This window comes from Mycobacterium bohemicum DSM 44277, assembly GCF_001053185.1.
Taxonomy (GTDB): Bacteria; Actinomycetota; Actinomycetes; order Mycobacteriales; family Mycobacteriaceae; genus Mycobacterium; species Mycobacterium bohemicum.
This window is the reverse complement of the sequence record NZ_CSTD01000001.1, coordinates 147,177-164,337: the sequence shown is the minus strand read 5'-3', so window position 1 is coordinate 164,337 and position 17,161 is coordinate 147,177. Positions and strand designations below refer to the sequence as shown.

Here is a 17,161-nt window from a genome sequence, read left to right as displayed (position 1 = left end):
AAGCCGGCATCCGCAACGCAGTGCGGTGGCCACAATTGGTGAGCCGGTTCCAACTTAGTTTGCTCTCAAAGCAACTCAGATACCTGGACAGACCTGGTGGATGGCGCAGCTGGGCGCGCGTCCGACAAGAAGCGCGAGTGGTTGGTCAAGAACGACAACTTGTTCACGGAGTAACAGACGGCGCCAACCGCTTCGCCAGGTACGGCGCCGTGCGACTGTGTCTTGCACCTGCCACCTTCTTCGGCGGCCCCGCCGCAACCACCTGACCGCCGTTGCTGCCAGCGCCCGGTCCCAGATCGATCACCCAGTCGGCGCCTGCGACCATGCGCATGTCGTGGTCGGCCACCACTACGGTATTGCCCGCGTCGACCAGGCTGTGCAATTGGCGATCCAGCAGATCCACGTCGGCGGGATGAAGCCCGGTGGTCGGCTCGTCGAGGACGTAGAGGGTGTGTCCTCGCCGAGGCCGCTGCAATTCTGAGGCGAGCTTGATCCGCTGCGCCTCGCCGCCGGACAGCTCGGTCGCGGGCTGTCCGAGACGGAGATAGCCCAGTCCCACCTCTCGCAGCGTGGTCAGACTCCGCGAAGCGCTGGTGACGTCGGCAAGAAACTCCGAGGCCTCATCGACGGTCATCGCGAGCACGTCGGCGATCGTCCTACCGCGATAGCGCACCTCGAGTGTCTCGTCGGAGTAGCGCGCACCTTGACACGCCGGGCATGTGGCGTATGTGCCTGGCAGGAATAACAATTCGACCGACACGAACCCCTCCCCCTGACAGGTGGGGCACCGACCCTCGGCCACGTTGAACGAAAACCTCCCCGCGGTCCAACCGCGACGACGCGCCTTCGGGGTCGCGGCGAACTCGCGGCGCACGGCGTCAAACAAGCCGGTGTACGTCGCCAGCGTCGAGCGCGGCGTGCGTCCGATCGGGCGCTGGTCAACAGACACCAGCCGATTGATCTCCTCGACCCCCTCGGCCGTCACACCCACGCTCGCGTCATGATCGAGATCGACAATCTCGGATTCAGTTTCGTCGTCATCAGAGACGGCCAGCTCGGCCGCGCGTGCCGTGCCGAGATGGCTGTTCACGACATCGCCGAGGACCTTGACGACGAGCGTCGACTTGCCTGAACCGGACACTCCGGTGACAGCGGTGTACACACCGAGCGGCAGGTCCACGTCGAGGTCCCGCAAATTGTGAAAGCAAATCCCGCGCAACCGCAGCTGCCCGGACCGCGCGCGCGGATGACGAGTCGGCGGCCGGGCTCCCCCGAAAAGGTAGCTGCGAGTGACCGACTCCTCGATATCGGCGAGACCCGGCACCGGGCCGCTGTAGAGCACGTTCCCGCCAAGCTCCCCCGCCCCGGGGCCGACGTCGACGACCCAATCGGCGCGACGGACCACGTCCATGTCGTGCTCGACCACAAACAACGAATTGCCCGCCCGCCGCAGGCGATCGAGGACGTCGAGTAGCGGTTCGGCGTCGGCGGGGTGCAGCCCGGCCGACGGCTCGTCGAGCACGTAAAGGACGCCGAACAAGCCGGCGCGAAGCTGGGTGGCCAGCCGCAGCCGCTGCAATTCGCCGGGTGACACTGTCGGAGTGCGGCGACTCAGCGTCAGATAGCCGAGGCCGAGATCGATGAGTACCTGCAGGCGTGCGACGAGGTCGGCGGCGATCATCGTCGCCACTTCCGTCAACTCGCCGGATTCCGTGGACTCGTACGCGGCGGCGGCATCGGTCCGAGAAGCCGTTGGGCGCAACGTGTCAGCAAGGTCGGCCAACGGCATCCCCACATAGTCGGCGATGGTGCGCCCGGCGAATGTCACCTGCAGGGCCTCCGGCCGCAGCCCGGAACCGTCGCATACCGGACATGGGACGGTATCGACGAATTGCAGTACACGGCGACGCATCATCGCGCTGTGGGAGTTGGCCAACGTGTGGCGGACGTGGCGTTCGGCACTGGAGAACGTCCCGTTGTAGTAATAATCCGCCTGCACCGGATGCCGACTCGGATCGATTTCGACTGTTGGCTGATCATCGGTGAACAGGATCCAGTTGCGTTGCCGCTTAGGAAGTTTCCGCCATGGCTTGTCGATGTCGTAGCCGAGCGTGATCAGGATGTCGCGTAGGTTCTGCCCCTGCCAGGCTCCCGGCCATGCTGCGACTGCGCCTTCGCGAATGGTCAGCGACGGGTCTGGCACCAGCGTCTCTTCGGTCACCCGGTGGATCCGCCCGAGCCCGTGGCATTCGGGGCACGCCCCGACCGCGGTGTTCGGGGAGAACGCATCGGAGTCGAGCCTTTCGGTAGCCCCCGGCGGGTAGCTTCCGGCGCGGGAGAAGAGCATCCTCAGCAGGTTCGACAGGGTGGTGACGGTGCCGACCGTCGACCGCGACGTCGCCGAACCGCGGCGTTGCTGCAATGCGACGGCTGGCGGTAGCCCGGTGATGTCATCTACCTTCGGCGCGCCGGCCGGCAGCAGCAAGCGACGGGCGTAGGGGGCGACCGATTCGAAGTAGCGGCGCTGGGCCTCGGCATAGATGGTCCCGAAGGCCAACGACGATTTGCCGGATCCGGAGATCCCGGTGAACGCCACTAGCGCGTCGCGGGGCGCTGCGACGTCGACACCTCGCAGGTTGTGGACCCGCGTCCCGTAAACACGCACACAAGGGTCGATGTCGTCCGTGCTCCGGTGGGACTTTTCTGTCATCGCGCTCGGACGAGTACCCATGCTGACGGACGAGGAAAACTCCTGAGAAGGAGTCCGCGCCGGTGGCGCGCGCTACATGGCGTGACGGGAGGGGCAGTGTTGCCCTCTTACTGACGGGCCGGCGCGCGTCGGGGCCTGAGGTCCTCGATGCGATCGAGCACCTCATCGAGTGCCGTTTCCAGAGGCGCGGGGTCGCGGCGCACCTGCGCAAGCATGATGCCGCCTTCGACCGCAGCCAACAGCGCGGTCGCCAGGCGGTCGGGGCGGGCCTTGCGGCGCAGATCGCCCCGGTCGTACATGGCCTGTAGGCCTACGCGGATCGCCGTTTCCCATTGGTCGAATCCATCGGCGAGGTCGGCTCGACACTCCGGGAAGGGCTCGGCCAGCTCCCCGACCAGCGACCCGACCGGGCAGCCGCCCGCACAGTTCCGCTGGCCAAGCGTGCCGACGAGCAAGTCTCTCCAGGCCCGCAACCCCTCCATGCTGTCCAGCCCGCCGAGCGTTGTCAGCAGAGCGTGGATGCGGTACGCGATAACGGCCCTGATCAGGGATTCCTTGTCCTCGAAGTAGTGATACACCTGCGAAGCGCCAACGCCCGCCGCCTTCTGGACGTCGCCCAGACTCGTGCCGGCGACACCGTGGTCATACATCAGTTGCGCTGCTGTTGCCACGATCCGATCCCGCGTGGCCCGCCCCTTGGGGGTCAGCCGTTGCGGCTCGGTGACCGATTCGTTCGCTGCCATCACTTTTGGCCAGGTCCGGCGAGATCCGCCGCCGCGGACCCCGCTACCTGATCCCCCTTTCCGATTCGTCTGGCGCTACCCCGCGCTCCCGTGCGTGGTGCCCGTGCTGATCGAGATAGGACGCCGGACTAGCTCACGTGTTCTGTGCCAACCCGTCCGAGGCAACCTGCAGGCCAGTGTACCGTCCACACCGCACGATTTATGTATTTGTCACTACACAATATCCGATATTTTATGGAGCGGATACATCAGCGCTGCTCGCCAGTGCGCTGTGACGTGGTGTTGTCGAGTGACTCCGAGACCTGCTCTAGTCCCATAACTTCGAAGAACATGAAGCGTGCAGTGCAGCTCTCGGGCACAGGCTATCCAGGGGTTGACATGCCGCATCATCACCATAAGACTGTAGCGAACGATACATTTTTGTCGAGAGGAAGCAACAACATGGCTGCGAAGGCGTCCAAGGCGGTTCTGATCACCGGTGCCAATGTGGGGCTCGGCAAGGAGGTGGCCCGCCAGCTCGCTCTTGCCGGCGATTTCGACAGGATCTATCTGGCGTGTCGCAACACGGACAGCGGACGGTCCGCGGCCGCCGAGCTGGAGCGGCTCACCGGCAGGTCCATCTTCACGGTCGTTCGAATGGACCTCACCGACTTGGACTCGGTGAGATCAGCGCTGAGCACGTTAGATGGCGAACTGCATTCGGTCGTCATGAATGCCGGCGGCACCGGCGGCCCCACACCGCTGGCGCTCACCGCTGATGGCGTCACGCATGTCTTCGGTTCCAACGTACTGGGCCACGTCGTACTGCTTGAGAATCTCCTCGCCGCTGGGGCACTGACGAACACCGCGGTCCTCGTGGGCAGCGAAGCCGCGCGCGGTGTTCGCATGATGCGGATGCCGCGGCCCACGTTCGCGAACCACTCGGTGGAGGAGTTCGCCAGCGTCATCGACGGTTCGTTCTTCAAGCAGCACAAATTCAACACGTTCCTCGCTTACGGGCAGGTGAAATACCTTGGTGCGTTGTGGATGTCAGCGCTGGCGCGAAAGCATCCCGACCTGCGGCTGCTCACCGTGAGCCCCGGCAACACCGCGGGGACCGAAGCATTGCGCGACATGGGCCCCGTCACTCGGGCCGTGATGAATCATCTTCTATTGCCCTACGTCCTTCCTGCGCTGGGGGTCGGACATCAGTTGGAGAAGGGCGCGCAGCGGCTGGTCGACGGAGTCACCGACGAACAGTTGCGCAGCGGCGTGTTCTATGCCAGCCGACCGGGCGCGGTCACCGGGCCCCTAGTGGATCAGTCGGAGATCGTCGCCGACTTCTGTGACCCCGCAATACAACAGCATGCCGACGAAGCCATTCATCGCTTCACCAAGAAGCCACGCTCACACCAAGAACCGTCACCCCGCGCCGTCGGTACGGATGGCGCGTTGTCTGACCCCACTGAAAGTGGGTTGTCATGACAGGCCCCACTACCATCACCGTTCAAGAAGCTGCATCCCTGTCCAGCCTCGAGCAAGGCCTGGTGGTGGTGTCGACATTGCGAACCAACGGCACCATCCAGTCATCGCTGGTCAACGCCGGCGTCCTGGCCCATCCCGCGACCGGCGAGACCATCTTGGCCTTCGTCGCGTCAGGCCCTGTCAAGCTGGCGAACCTGCGGGCTCGACCCCAAGTCACGGCCACCTTCCGCAACGGTTGGCAATGGGCGGCGGTCGAAGGGCGCACCGAGCTCGCCGGACCCGACGACCCCCAACCCTGGCTGGACGCCGAAGGGCTGCGGCTTTTGCTCCGAGCGATTTTCACCGCAGCCGGCGGCGAACACGACGACTGGGACGAATACGACCGCGTGATGGCCGAGCAGCGCCGGGCAGCGGTGCTTATCCGCCCCGACCGCGTCTACAGCAACTGATGACGTTGCACCACAAGGCGTTTCGGGGGCACGTCGCGTCACCACCAGAGCAGGGCTGTGCACGGTGCCCGACGTCGTGGCGGCCGTCGGATTCGCCGTCGCGGACGCAGTGGAGTTGAGGAGGCGCAAGTGCTCCAGAGCAACGGAGTTCTTCACACCTCATAGCGGGCCAACCACGCGTGCACCGTGTGGCGCCACACACACACCTTCTCGACGATCTGCGATATCGACAACCCGTCGCTAATCACCGCTAACCCGGCCTGATACCTCTGCTCAGCCACGCTCAACTCCCTCATCCAGGGAGTGTCAAGGATCAGCCGAAGTAACTGTCAAGCATCAGCCGAAACAACGTCAGGCATCACCCGAAGTAGAAATGTCAACCATCACCCGACGTCATACAGCCCCTCTGAAGTGGGGCGGGCGGGGCTCGAACCCGCGACCAACGGATTATGAGTCCGCGGCTCTAACCAACTGAGCTACCGCCCCCGATCCAATTCCGTAGGAAACGGTAGCCGAAGGCCCGGGGTGGCGTGGGCGCGGATACCGGCAGCTCGCACGGCACGACTTGTCGGCGGACGCCGCGGGATCACCGACATTTTGGTACGCGACCCGCGAGCTAGGCTGCATATGGGGCGGAGATTTTCGTAGACCAGCTGGGGAGGGGCGGTGGAAACCGTACTTGGTGTGTCGATGACGCCCACGATGGTCCGCATGGTCCTGGTCGAGGGCGAACACGGCGCGGGCGTCACGGTCGACACCGACACGTTCGAGGTGCCCGCGGCCCAAAGTTCGGCGACGTCGACCGCGCCCGGGCAGGTCGTCTCGGCGATCCTGGGTACCCGGGAGGGCGCGGTCGACAGCGGTTGCCGGCTCTCCTCGATCGGGGTGACCTGGACCGAACCCGCGGAGGCCGCGGCCTTGCGCGACTTACTGGCCGGCCAAAAGGTCGAGAAAGTCATGCTGGTGTCGGCCTTCCTGGCCGCGGCCGCGCTGGCCCAGTCGGTGGGCGACACGACCCACTACGCCCACACCGCTCTGCTGCTGGTCGAGCCATACTCCGCCACGATGGCTGTCGTCGACACGGCGGACGGTTCGGTTGCCGATGTGCGCCGCCAAGCGCTTCCCGATGACGAATACGACGCGGTGGCCGCGTTGACCGCGATGGCCGCCGATGCCGCGGCACTGGAACCGCGGCCGGACGGTTTGTTCGTCGTCGGCTCGGACGGGGTCGACATCGCGGCCATCAGGGGTCAGCTGCAGGCGGCCACCCCGCTGGTGGTCAGCACACCGGAGGAGCCCGAACTCGCGTTGGCCCGGGGGGCGGCGCTGGCGTCGGCGCATCCGCCGTTGTTCTCGTCGTCGACCGCCGCGATCGCGTATGCGCAGGACCCGGGCACCGGCGCGGTGAACCCGCACGCCGCGGCCCTCGCGCTCATGGAGGTTTCCGGCATCGAGGGCGGGGCGGCCCTCGCCTACAGCGCCGACCCGGACGAGGATGCCGCCGCCGCCACGACCGTCCAGGCGGCCGATACCGGCGCTTTCGTCGCCGGCGCCGGTGACCTGGCTACCGCGCCCGAGGAACCGCGGACCACCAGGCCGTTTCTCGCGGCGATGAGCGTAATGGCGCTGTTCGTCGGCGGCGTGGTGGCCCTCGTCCTGTCGCTGGCGGTCGCCATCCGGCCGCACGTCGACACGCGACCGCAGATCGGCGCCAGCGTCGTCGCGCCCGCCACACCGGCGCCGCCTCCGCCGGCGCCAGCGCGAGCCATACCGGCGAGGGCGCCGGCCGCACCGTTGAAGGCGCCGGCGCCCGCACCCGCGGGACCGCCGATCCCCGCGCTGCGGCCACCGATTCCGGCCGGGCCGCCGATCCCCGCGCCGCGTCCCCCGATTCCCGTCGGACCGCCGGCCATTCCCCTCCCGCACATCCCGCTGCCGGGCCTGCCGGGGATTCCCGGTCTGTAGCCGGGGCCCAACTACCGGCGGTTCAGCTTTCCCCTGCCGCGGGGCGCAGCCGGAAGATCCTGATCTGCCGCGGCGCACACCGCTTCCGGTAGTTCTCGTAGCCGGTGAAGACGTCGACGGCCGTGGCCCACGCGGCCTCGCGCTCGTCACCGGTGAGCAACTCCGCGCGATACGGCCTTGGTGGCCCGCCCAATTCGACCGTGCATTCGGGATGGGCCAGCAGGTTCGCGCTCCAGGAGGGGTGCTTCTCGCGGCCGTAGTTGGATCCGATGGCGAGCAACCCGTCGCCGCCGTCGAGCAACGTCAACGGCTGGGTGCGCGGCTGACCCGACTTCGCGCCGGTCGTCGTGACCAGCCCGACCTTGTTGACCCCCATCGAGCTCAGCCGGCCGTTTGTCCGGGGTATCAGCAGTTTGTCGACGCGCGGCGCTAGCTGAGATCCGAGAATATAGCCGAGGCGGCTGGTGGCCGCGCGCTCCAACAGGGCCTCGTCCCAGCGCAAACGCCGGCCACGCGAGGCACTGAATCGTCTGAAAGCCACCGCCCGATCCTATCGGCGGCTCAGCTGTACACCACCTGGCCGTCGGCGCCGATCAGGTAACGCTCGGTGCCGTCCTCGACGCGCGGGGCGTCGGCGCCGAGCGCCACGGCGATCTTGTTGCTGGCGTTGCGCATGACGTCGAGGGTGAGTTCAACGGCTTGGGCCTCGGAGAACCCCGAGCGCACCTCGGCGACATCATCGGCGACGAGGTGCGCAGGCGTCCAAATTAACCCATCCACATACCGCAGCGCTGCTTTGGCGCGCTCGTCGAGCAACGTCGACGTCTCGAAACGCTCGATGTCGCGGTACAGGGTCTCCGACCCGCCGGCGTCCAGTGCGTTGCCCTCGCGCAACGACTTGCACAGCCGGCAGTTGTGCTGGGCCGCCCCGCGCAGCCGCACCAACTCCGAGGTGACGGGGTCGAGATCCCGCATCCGCGCCACCGCGGGCAGGAACTCGTTGAACACCAGATCCGACGGCTCGGTGGCGTGGTCCCAGGCGATGGGGCCGCTCACCCAATCGAGATACTCCGACCCAACGCCGAGCGCCTCCAGGCCCGCGCGAACGCGGGGCACGAAGTCGGCGATGTACATCAGCACCACGGCGCCAACGGTGTTGTCGCCCAAGGAATGCCACAGCCGGGACCGCTGCTCGGCGGTAACGGCCGAGACGTCGGCGCTGAACTGTTCGGCGAACTCGGCGATGACGGCCTCGGCATCCGATGCGGGCTCACCGACCTCGACGGGAGCGGGCAGGGGCGGCAACGACATCGTCTGCGCGCACACCCGTCGAACCAGCGCAGAAACGCGCCCGTCACCGGGCGACAGCGCCACCAACCGCGTCAGCATCCCTCACACGCTAGAACCCGGCCGGCCCCAAGGCAATCGGCTATTGCGCCTGGCTCACCGACGACATGTGGAAGTCCGGTATCCGCAGCGACGGCATGGCCGCCCGGGTGGCCCAATCCCCCCACTCCCGCGGCAGGGTCTTCTCGCTGACGCCGGCCTCGCTGGCCCGCCGCAGCAGGTCCAACGGGCTTTCGTTGAAGCGGAAGTTATTGACCGCGGCGGTCACTTCGCCGTCCTCGACCAGGTAGACGCCGTCGCGGGTCAGGCCGGTCAGCAACAGCGTGGTGGGGTCGACGACGCGGATGTACCACAGGGTGGTCAGCAACAGCCCGCGCTCGGTGCTCGCGATCAGGTCGGCCTGCGTCGCGGATCCGCCGGTCATCACCAGGTTGTCGGCGGCCACCGCCACCGGGGCGTCGAACTTCGCCGCCGTGGCGCGCGGATAGGCCAGCGCGTTGATCACGCCGTCGCGGATCCACTCCACCTGGCCGATCTGCAGGCCGTTGTCGAACACCGACACCATCTCCGACGAGCTGCTCGCCGCGACGAAGGGCGTGCACGCCAGCCCGGGCGCCATCGGATCGGAGAACAGCGTCAGCGGCAAGTCGGTGAGCCGCTCCCCCACCCGGGTGCCGCCGCCGGGCGCGGAGAACGCGGTGCGCCCCTCCTCCGCGCCGCGGCCGGCCATCGACCAGGCCATGTAGATCATCATGTCGGCCACCGTGGACGGCGGCATGATCGTCTCGTAGCGCCCCGCCGGAAGATCCACCCGCCGCTGGGCCCAATCGAGCCGCGTCGAGAGCTCCTCGAGGAGCGAATCGGTGGGCACGTCGACGAAGTCGGCGGTGCCGATGCCCGCCCACGCGCTGGCCTCGCCGCGCTTGGCGTTGATCTCCACCGCCCCGGTGGGCTGCGTGAAACGCCGGCGCAGCCCGGTCGACGACGCCAGGAACGTCGTCGAAACACTCTGGTGGGCAAAGCCGTACAGTCGGTCGGCGCCGCGGAAGCCGCGGCCCAACGAGTCGGCGACATCGGCGAACACCAACGGCCCGGTGCCCGGCACCGGCGCGTCCCAATCGGCGGGCACCCCCGTATCCGCCAGCAGGGGCACCGCGTCGCCCGCCTCGGGCGCCGACCGCGCCGCCTCCTGCGACGCGGCCACCAACCCGGGAATCACCCGCGGATCGACTTCGGCGGACACCATCGTGCCGATGTGCGCGCTCTCGCCGCGGCGCACGACGGAGATCACCGCGATGCTGCGGCTGACCGAAACCCCGTTCGTGGTCATGGAATTGCCCGCCCACCGCAAGGTGGCCTGGACGGAGTCGGTGACCAGCACCATGGTCTCCTCGGCGCCGCCGAGCTTGGTCGCCTCGTCCAGCACCAGGTTGACGACGTGTTGCGGGGTGATCATCGGCCGCCCTCGGTCCGGGTGTTGAGCACGTTGACACCGCGGAACAACGCCGACGGGCAGCCGTGACTGACCGGGGCGATCTGGCCCGGCTGGGCCTTGCCGCAGTTGAACGCGCCGCCCAACCGCCAAGTCGACGGGCCGCCCACGGCCTCCATGGAATTCCAGAAGTCGGTGGTGGTGGCCTGATACGCGACGTCGCGCAACTGACCGTCGAGGCGGCCGTTGCGGATCCGGAAGAACCGCTGCCCGGTGAACTGAAAGTTGTACCGCTGCATGTCGATCGACCAGGACTTGTCGCCGACGATGTAGATGCCGTCCTGGACGCGGGCGATGAGGGCGTCGGTGCTGATGTCCTCGGCGGCGGGCTGCAGCGACACGTTGGCCATCCGCTGGATCGGCACGTGATGCGCGGAATCGGCATACGAGCAGCCGTTGGACCGCGGCTGCCCCAGGCGCAGCGCGAATACCCGGTCGAGCTGATAGCCGACGAACATCCCGTCGCGCACCAGGTCCCAGCTCTGCGCGGCCACGCCCTCGTCGTCGTATCCGACGCTGGCCAATCCGTGTTCGACGGTGCGGTCGGCGGTCACGTTCATCACCGGCGAGCCGTAGCGCATGGTGCCCAGCTTGTCGGGGGTGGCGAACGACGTCCCGGCGTAGGCCGCCTCGTACCCGATCGCGCGGTCGTATTCCGTTGCGTGGCCGATGGATTCGTGGATGGTCAGCCACAGGTTGCTCGGATCGATCACCAGGTCGGTCGGCCCGGGGGTCACGCTGGGCGCCTTGACCTTTTCGGCCAGCAACGCGGGCAGCTGTGCGAGCTCCTCGCTCCAATTCCACACCTCGTCGCCCGCCAGCGCCTCCCAGCCCCGCCCCATCGGCGGCGCCAGGGTGCGCATCGAGTCGAACGAGCCGGCCGCCGCGTCGACGGTCACCGCCTCCAGCGACGGCAACACCCGCACCCGCTGCTGGGTGATCGACGACCCGAAGGTGTCGGCGTAGAACGTCTGCTCCTTGACCGCGTGCAGGCCGGCCGACACGTGGTCGACGCCGTCGGCAGCGAGCAGCCGCCCGGAGTACTCCTCCAGCACCCCGATCTTGTCGGCCGCCGACACGCCGAACGGGTCGATGCGGTAGGCCGACACCCAGGTCGCGTCGGCGTAGACCGGCTCGGGCGCCAGCTCGACACGCTCGTTGTTGAGGGACGCCAGCGTGGTCGCCACCTGCACCGCATGGCGAGCGGTCTCCGCGGCGACCGCCGGCGCCAACTCCGCGTGGGAGGCGAATCCCCACGTTCCGTCGACGATCACCCGCACAGCCATACCGACCTCCCGGCTGACGACCGAGGTCTCCAGTTCGCCGTCACGCAGCTGGATGGTCTCGGAGCTCAGGCGGTGAATCCGCAGGTCGGCGTAGCTGGCCCCGGCCGCGGTGGCCGCGGACAAGGCGGCGTCGGCCAGTTCATGGCGCGGCAGGCCCAGAAAGTCGGGGTCGATTCCCCGGTTCGATGTCACCGCTCCACCGTATCGACAGGCCGTCGCCGACCGCTTTAATACCTCCATGGCCCGCGCCGCCTCCAGCAGACAACCCCGGTCTCCGGCGCTGGCCTACGCCCTGCTGGCACCGAGCCTGTTCGGCGTCCTCGCCTTTTTGCTGCTGCCTATCCTGGTCGTGATCTGGCTCAGCTTGTATCGGTGGGACCTGCTGGGCCCGCTGCACTACGTGGGCCTGGCCAACTGGCGTTCGGTGCTCGCCGATGCGGGCTTCGGCAACTCGCTGGTCGTGACCGCGGCGTTCGTGGCGATCGTGGTCCCGGCCCAGACGGTGCTGGGATTGCTGGCCGCGTCGATGCTGGCGCGCCGGCTGCCGGGCACGGGGCTGTTTCGCACCCTGTACGTGCTGCCATGGATCTGCGCCCCGCTGGCGATCGCCGTGCTGTGGCGGTGGATCCTGGCGCCCACCGACGGCGCGGTCAGCACCGTGCTCGGCCACCGCATCGACTGGCTGTCGGACCCCAGCTTCGCGCTGCCGCTGGTGTCGGCCGTCGTCGTGTGGACCAACGTCGGCTACGTGTCGCTGTCGTTCCTGGCGGGCCTGCTGGCCATTCCCGACGACATCCACGCCGCCGCCCGCACCGACGGCGCCACCGCCTGGCAGCGGTTCCGGCGCATCACGCTGCCCATGCTGCGGCCGACCACGTTCTTCGTCCTGGTGACCGGAATCGTCAGCACCGCACAGGTTTTCGACATGGTCTACGCGCTCACCGGCGGCGGACCGGGCGGCAGCACCGACCTGGTGGCGCACCGCATCTACGCCGAGGCGTTCGGCTCGGCGGCCATCGGCCGGGCAGCGGTGATGGCGGTGGTGCTGTTCGTCATCCTGATCGGCGTCACGTTCGTCCAGCACCTGTATTTCCGGCGGCGGATCAGCTATGACCTCACCTAACCGCGTCTCCAACGCCGTGCTCTACGCCGGGCTGGCGCTGGGTGCGCTGATCACGTTGGCGCCCTTCTGCCTTGGCTTGTTGACCTCGTTCACCTCGGCGCACCAGTTCGTCACCGGCACGCCGCTGCAGATGCCACGTCCGCCCACGCTTTCCAACTACGTCGACCTCGCCGACGCCGGTTTCGGCCGGGCGGCGGCGGTGACCGCGCTGATGACCGCGGTGATCCTGGTCGGCCAGCTGACGTTTTCCGTGCTGGCCGCGTACGCGTTCGCGCGCCTGGAGTTTCCCGGGCGCGACGCGCTGTTCTGGGTCTACATCGCCACCCTGATGGTGCCGGCAACCGTGACCGTCGTGCCGATGTACCTCATGATGGCCCAACTCGGGCTGCGCAACACGTTCTGGGCGTTGGTGCTGCCCTTCGTGTTCGGCTCCCCCTACGCGATCTTCCTGTTGCGCGAGCACTTTCGCCTCATCCCGAACGACCTGATCAACGCCGCCCGGCTCGACGGCGCCAACACCCTGGACGTGATCGTGCACGTCATCGTCCCCTCCAGCCGTCCGGTGCTGGCCGCCCTGGCGCTGATCACCGTTGTCTCGCAATGGAATAACTTCATGTGGCCTCTTGTGATCACCAGCGGCCACAAGTGGCGGGTGCTCACGGTCGCGACGGCCGATCTGCAATCGCGGTTCAACTCACAGTGGACGCTGGTGATGGCGGCGACGACGATCGCGATCGTCCCGCTGGTCGCGCTGTTCGTCGGCTTCCAGCGCCACATCGTCGCCTCGATCCTGGTCTCGGGGCTCAAGTGAGCGGCGACGGCGCGGTGGGGGCCGTCAATCCGGCCGATTTGCGACCGCTGCGGCACTCTCGGCGCCGTCCATGAGCAGGCCGCGGTTTTCCACGCTGGTCGCCGCGGGGGTCGCGCTCGTCGCGGTGCTGCTGGCGGTCGCGGCGATGCTGATGAACTACACGCCGCGCGGCGGCAAGACCGTCGTCACGGTTCGCATCTGGGCCGACCAGATCGCCGACGCCTACCGGCAGTCGTTCGCAGCCTTCAGCCGCGCCCACCCGGACATCGAGGTGCACATCAACCTGGTGGCGTACTCGACATACTTCAACACCCTGCGCACCGACGTCGCCGGCGACAGCGCCGACGACATTTTCTGGCTGTCCAACTCCTACCTCGCCGGGTACGCCGACAGCGGCCGGCTCCTGAAGGTCGATACCGGCGCCGCCTCCGACTGGGACGCCGCGGTGGTCAACCAGTTCAGCCGCGGCGGCGGGCTGTGGGGGGTACCGCAGTTGACCGACGCGGGAATCGCGCTGTATTACAACGCCGACCTGCTGGCCGCGGCGGGCGTGGGTCCCGACGAGCTGGACGGGCTGCGGTGGAGCCCCGGCGCCGACGACACCCTGCGCCCACTGCTGGCCCGGCTCACCGTCGACCAGAACGGAACCCGCGCGGACACCAGAGGTTTCGACGGCAGCCGCGTCCGCCAGTGGGGCTACAACGCCGCCAACGATCCGCAGGGCATCTACCTCAACTACATCGGGTCGGCCGGGGGCGTGTTCCAGCAGGGCGACAGGTTCGCCTTCGACAATCCCGCTGCGGTGCAGGCCTTCCGGTACCTGGTCAACCTGATCAACGCCGACCACGTCGCTCCGCCCGCGTCGGACACCAACGACAACGGCGACTTCTCCCGCAACCAGTTCCTGGCCGGCCGAATGGCGCTGTTCCAGTCCGGTACTTACAGCCTGGCGCCCGTGGCCCGCGACGCCGGATTCCGCTGGGGCGTGACGATGATGCCCGCCGGACCGGTGGGCCGGGTGAGCGTCACCAACGGCATCGCCGCGGCCGGCAACGCCAAGACGCGGCACCCAGGCGCGGTGCGCCAGGTGCTGGCCTGGATGGGCAGCCGCGAGGGTAACGAATACCTGGGGCGCAACGGCGCGGCCATCCCGGCGGTGCTGTCGGCTCAACCGGTCTACTTCCGCTACTGGGCATCCCGCGGCGTCGACGTCACGCCGTTTTTCGCCGTGCTGAACGGCCCCCGCATCCCGGCCCCGGGCGGTGCCGGGTTCGCCGCGGGCGAGACGGCGCTGCAACCGTATTTCGACGAAATGTTCCTGGGCAGAGGCGATGTCGAAGCGACGCTGAGGCAGGCCCAGGCCGCGGCCAACGCCGCGGCCCTGCGCTAACCCGGCAGGGTTCCCGGCCCGAGCGTGAAGCTGGCTTCACGCTCGGCGCCCAACGTGAAACCAGTTTCACGCTCGGCGGCTGGCACAGGGCGAAACAGACGCTAGCCCGGCAACACCAGCGCCGGGACGGGACTCCCGCGGATGATCTTGCCGCTGCGCGACCCCAGGAACACCCTGCTGATGTCGCCGCGCGGCCGAGTGCCCAGGGCCATGATCTCGCCCTCCTGCCAGTCCGCCCGGTCCAACGCCTCCCTCCAGCTGCGGCCCGTGACCACCTGCAGCTCAACCTCATCGCCAACGATGTCGTCGGTCTTGAGGCCGGCGAGGATGTCGCGGGCCTGCGACGCCCACGCCTGCAGGATCGCGTCCTCGGCGTGCAGACCCACCTCGGGCGGATACATCGTCCTACCCCGGACCGCGAAGGTGATCACCCGCAACGGCACGCCCAATCGTTCCCCGAACTCGACGCAGCGCCGCACGACGTCGACCGTGTCCGAGGTGGCCGAATAGGCGCACGTCAGTCGCGTCAATCGTCCAGCGCCCGAACGGTATTCGGCGGGGCTGATCGCCACCGGCACGGGCGATGCGTGCAGCAGCCAGTCAGCGGTCGACCCGATCACCACCTGCCCGGGGCCGCCGCTGGGCAACGCCCCCAGCACCAGCATCTCGCCCTCGAGCTCGTCGATGAGCTCGAGCAGCCCGCCCGACACCGACCGGTGCGCCCGGTCGACGTAGATGACGTCGACGCCCTCGGTGACATCGCGGAGATGCTGTGCCGCCTCGTTCGCGGATGCCGCCGCCAGGCCCTGCACCCACTGCTCGTATTCGGGGTCGACGTTCGGGAGCCACGGCTTGGGCACGATCGTCGCCACCGTGAGCGAGGTGTGCAATGTCCGCGCGATGCGCGTAGCCAGGTGCAGGCCCGACAGGCCGACGTTGCCGGCCCGGTATCCGACGACGACGGTCACGGGGCCTCCCGGGCCGGAGAGTCGTTGAGCGCGCTGTGATGTCGGCCCCAGACGACGTAGTAGATCAAGGCGACCGAGACCCATCCGCTGAAGGCGATCCAGGTGTACCAGTGCAGGCTGGCGAGAATGTAGCCGCATGCCAGCACTGAAAGGACCGGCGTGACGGGGTAGCCGGGCACCTTGAATCCCCGGGGCAGATCGGGCTGGCGCACCCGCAACACGATCACCCCGAGGGAGACGACGGTGAAGGCGGTGAGCGTGCCGATCGACACCATGTCCGCCAGCTTGTCGAGCGGTATCACGGCGGCCAGGATCGCGGTGACGACGGCGACGATCGCCGTGTTGTTCACCGGGGTCATCGTCCTCGCGCTGACGGCCGCGAACCGGGTGGGCAACAGCCCGTCGCGACCCATCGCGAACAGGATGCGGGTCTGCCCATACATGGTGACCAGCGTGACGCTGAAGATCGAAATCACCGCCCCCGCGGCGAGAATCGTGCTGGCCCAACGCCCATGCGTGACGTTCTCCAGGATGGTGGCCAGCCCGGCCTCCTGCTGACCGGCGAAGTTTTGCCACGGCTGGGAGCCCAGCGCGGCCACCGCGACGAGCAGGTACACGGTCGCGACGGTCAGCAGCGCCGCGATGATCGCCCGCGGCATGGTCTTTTGCGGATCCTTCACCTCGTCGCCCGCCGTCGAGACCGCGTCCAGTCCGATGTAGGAGAAGAAGATGGTTCCGGCCGCCGAGCCGACGCCCGAAACCCCGAAGGGCGCAAACCCTTTGAGGTGATCGGCATCGAAGGCGGTCAGGGCGATGACCACGAACATCAGCAGGACGCTGAGTTTGATCACCACCATGATCGCGTTGACCTTGGCCGACTCGCTGGCGCCGCGGATGAGCAGCAGCGCGCACATCCCGATCAGGACGATGGCCGGAAGATTCACGTAGCCCGGTTGCGCCTCCCAGGGGGCGGCCGACAACGCGTGCGGCAACGGCGCGCCAAAGACATTGCGCAGCAATTTGTTGAGATAGCCGCTCCAGCTGACGGCGACCGCCGCGGTGGAGACGCCGTACTCCAGCAACAGGCAGGCGGCGACGCCGACCGCGACGAATTCGCCCATGGTGGTGTAGGCGTACGAATATGACGAACCCGAAACGGGGACGGCCGAGGCCAATTCGGCGTAGCAGATGGCCGCCAGCCCGGCCGCGAGCCCGGCGATCAGGAAGGAGACGATCACGGCCGGCCCCGCTTCCGGCACGGCCTGCGACATGACGAAGAAGATGCCGGTGCCGACGGTCGACCCGACGCCGAACATGGTCAGCTGGAACACGCCGATACTGCGCTTGAGATCGTCCGCGGCACCGCTTGCCGCGCGCGCGCCGCCCACCGGGCGCCGCCGCAGCATCTGTTCC

14 protein-coding genes, 1 tRNA gene and 1 pseudogene are annotated in these 17,161 nt (G+C 67.9%); 6 read left to right on the top strand and 10 right to left on the bottom strand.

Annotation, left to right across the window (positions count from 1 at the left end):
- Positions 1 to 163 precede the first annotated feature (163 nt).
- The gene (locus BN971_RS00785) at positions 164 to 2,710 is read right to left on the bottom strand and encodes an excinuclease ABC subunit UvrA (RefSeq protein WP_085182890.1); all 2,547 of its coding nucleotides are present in this window, start codon (positions 2,708 to 2,710) and stop codon (positions 164 to 166) included.
- A gap of 107 nt (positions 2,711 to 2,817) precedes the next feature.
- A complete protein-coding gene (locus BN971_RS00780) occupies positions 2,818 to 3,453 on the bottom strand; it encodes a TetR/AcrR family transcriptional regulator (RefSeq protein ID WP_085182913.1) in 636 nt (211 codons plus the stop codon).
- A 441-nt stretch (positions 3,454 to 3,894) separates the two neighbouring features.
- On the opposite strand from BN971_RS00780, the gene BN971_RS00775 reads away from it, so the two are divergent.
- A complete protein-coding gene (locus BN971_RS00775) occupies positions 3,895 to 4,917 on the top strand; it encodes an SDR family NAD(P)-dependent oxidoreductase (RefSeq protein WP_169718657.1) in 1,023 nt (340 codons plus the stop codon).
- Positions 4,914 to 5,366 carry a TIGR03618 family F420-dependent PPOX class oxidoreductase gene (locus BN971_RS00770; protein WP_085182892.1) on the top strand — a complete coding sequence of 151 codons (453 nt, stop codon included), beginning with the start codon at positions 4,914 to 4,916 and terminating at the stop codon, positions 5,364 to 5,366. The genes BN971_RS00775 and BN971_RS00770 overlap by 4 nt, the downstream gene beginning before the upstream one ends.
- Positions 5,367 to 5,524: 158 nt before the next feature.
- Here BN971_RS00770 and BN971_RS24365 read toward each other — a convergent pair.
- Together BN971_RS24365 and BN971_RS00765 are read right to left on the bottom strand one after the other, a co-directional pair.
- Positions 5,525 to 5,662 (bottom strand): annotated as a pseudogene (locus BN971_RS24365) (IS481 family transposase); the annotation flags it as partial.
- A 116-nt stretch (positions 5,663 to 5,778) separates the two neighbouring features.
- Positions 5,779 to 5,852: transfer RNA gene (locus BN971_RS00765), tRNA-Ile, on the bottom strand.
- A gap of 180 nt (positions 5,853 to 6,032) precedes the next feature.
- Here BN971_RS00765 and BN971_RS00760 point away from each other — a divergent pair.
- A complete protein-coding gene (locus BN971_RS00760; protein WP_139027019.1) occupies positions 6,033 to 7,331 on the top strand; it encodes a DUF7159 family protein in 1,299 nt (432 codons plus the stop codon).
- A 22-nt stretch (positions 7,332 to 7,353) separates the two neighbouring features.
- Here the strand turns inward: BN971_RS00760 and BN971_RS00755 are convergent, their stop codons facing one another.
- The 4 genes from BN971_RS00755 to BN971_RS00740 are packed head-to-tail and all read right to left on the bottom strand — an operon-like array spanning position 7,354 to position 11,648.
- Positions 7,354 to 7,872, bottom strand: a complete 519-nt coding sequence (locus BN971_RS00755) for a nitroreductase family deazaflavin-dependent oxidoreductase (protein ID WP_245837035.1) — start codon at positions 7,870 to 7,872, stop codon at positions 7,354 to 7,356.
- Positions 7,873 to 7,892: 20 nt separating this feature from the next.
- Entirely contained in the window at positions 7,893 to 8,720 is an 828-nt protein-coding gene (locus BN971_RS00750; RefSeq protein WP_085182895.1) for a carboxymuconolactone decarboxylase family protein, read from the bottom strand.
- Positions 8,721 to 8,760: 40 nt separating this feature from the next.
- Entirely contained in the window at positions 8,761 to 10,134 is a 1,374-nt protein-coding gene (locus BN971_RS00745; RefSeq protein ID WP_085182896.1) for a metallopeptidase TldD-related protein, read from the bottom strand.
- Positions 10,131 to 11,648: a TldD/PmbA family protein gene (locus BN971_RS00740; RefSeq protein ID WP_085182897.1), complete on the bottom strand. Its 1,518-nt coding sequence runs from the start codon at positions 11,646 to 11,648 to the stop codon at positions 10,131 to 10,133. Before BN971_RS00740 ends, BN971_RS00745 begins: the two co-directional genes overlap by 4 nt.
- A gap of 46 nt (positions 11,649 to 11,694) precedes the next feature.
- On the opposite strand from BN971_RS00740, the gene BN971_RS00735 reads away from it, so the two are divergent.
- From BN971_RS00735 to BN971_RS00725, 3 genes are all read left to right on the top strand, one after another.
- Positions 11,695 to 12,579: a carbohydrate ABC transporter permease gene (locus BN971_RS00735; protein WP_085182898.1), complete on the top strand. Its 885-nt coding sequence runs from the start codon at positions 11,695 to 11,697 to the stop codon at positions 12,577 to 12,579.
- Entirely contained in the window at positions 12,566 to 13,390 is an 825-nt protein-coding gene (locus BN971_RS00730) for a carbohydrate ABC transporter permease (protein ID WP_085182899.1), read from the top strand. Before BN971_RS00735 ends, BN971_RS00730 begins: the two co-directional genes overlap by 14 nt.
- Positions 13,391 to 13,460: 70 nt before the next feature.
- Positions 13,461 to 14,780: an ABC transporter substrate-binding protein gene (locus tag BN971_RS00725; protein ID WP_085182900.1), complete on the top strand. Its 1,320-nt coding sequence runs from the start codon at positions 13,461 to 13,463 to the stop codon at positions 14,778 to 14,780.
- A 101-nt stretch (positions 14,781 to 14,881) separates the two neighbouring features.
- Here BN971_RS00725 and BN971_RS00720 read toward each other — a convergent pair whose 3' ends face one another.
- The gene (locus BN971_RS00720; protein ID WP_085182901.1) at positions 14,882 to 15,748 is read right to left on the bottom strand and encodes a universal stress protein; all 867 of its coding nucleotides are present in this window, start codon (positions 15,746 to 15,748) and stop codon (positions 14,882 to 14,884) included.
- Entirely contained in the window at positions 15,745 to 17,154 is a 1,410-nt protein-coding gene (locus BN971_RS00715; RefSeq protein ID WP_372512068.1) for an amino acid permease, read from the bottom strand. The genes BN971_RS00720 and BN971_RS00715 overlap by 4 nt, the downstream gene beginning before the upstream one ends.
- Positions 17,155 to 17,161 lie beyond the last annotated feature (7 nt).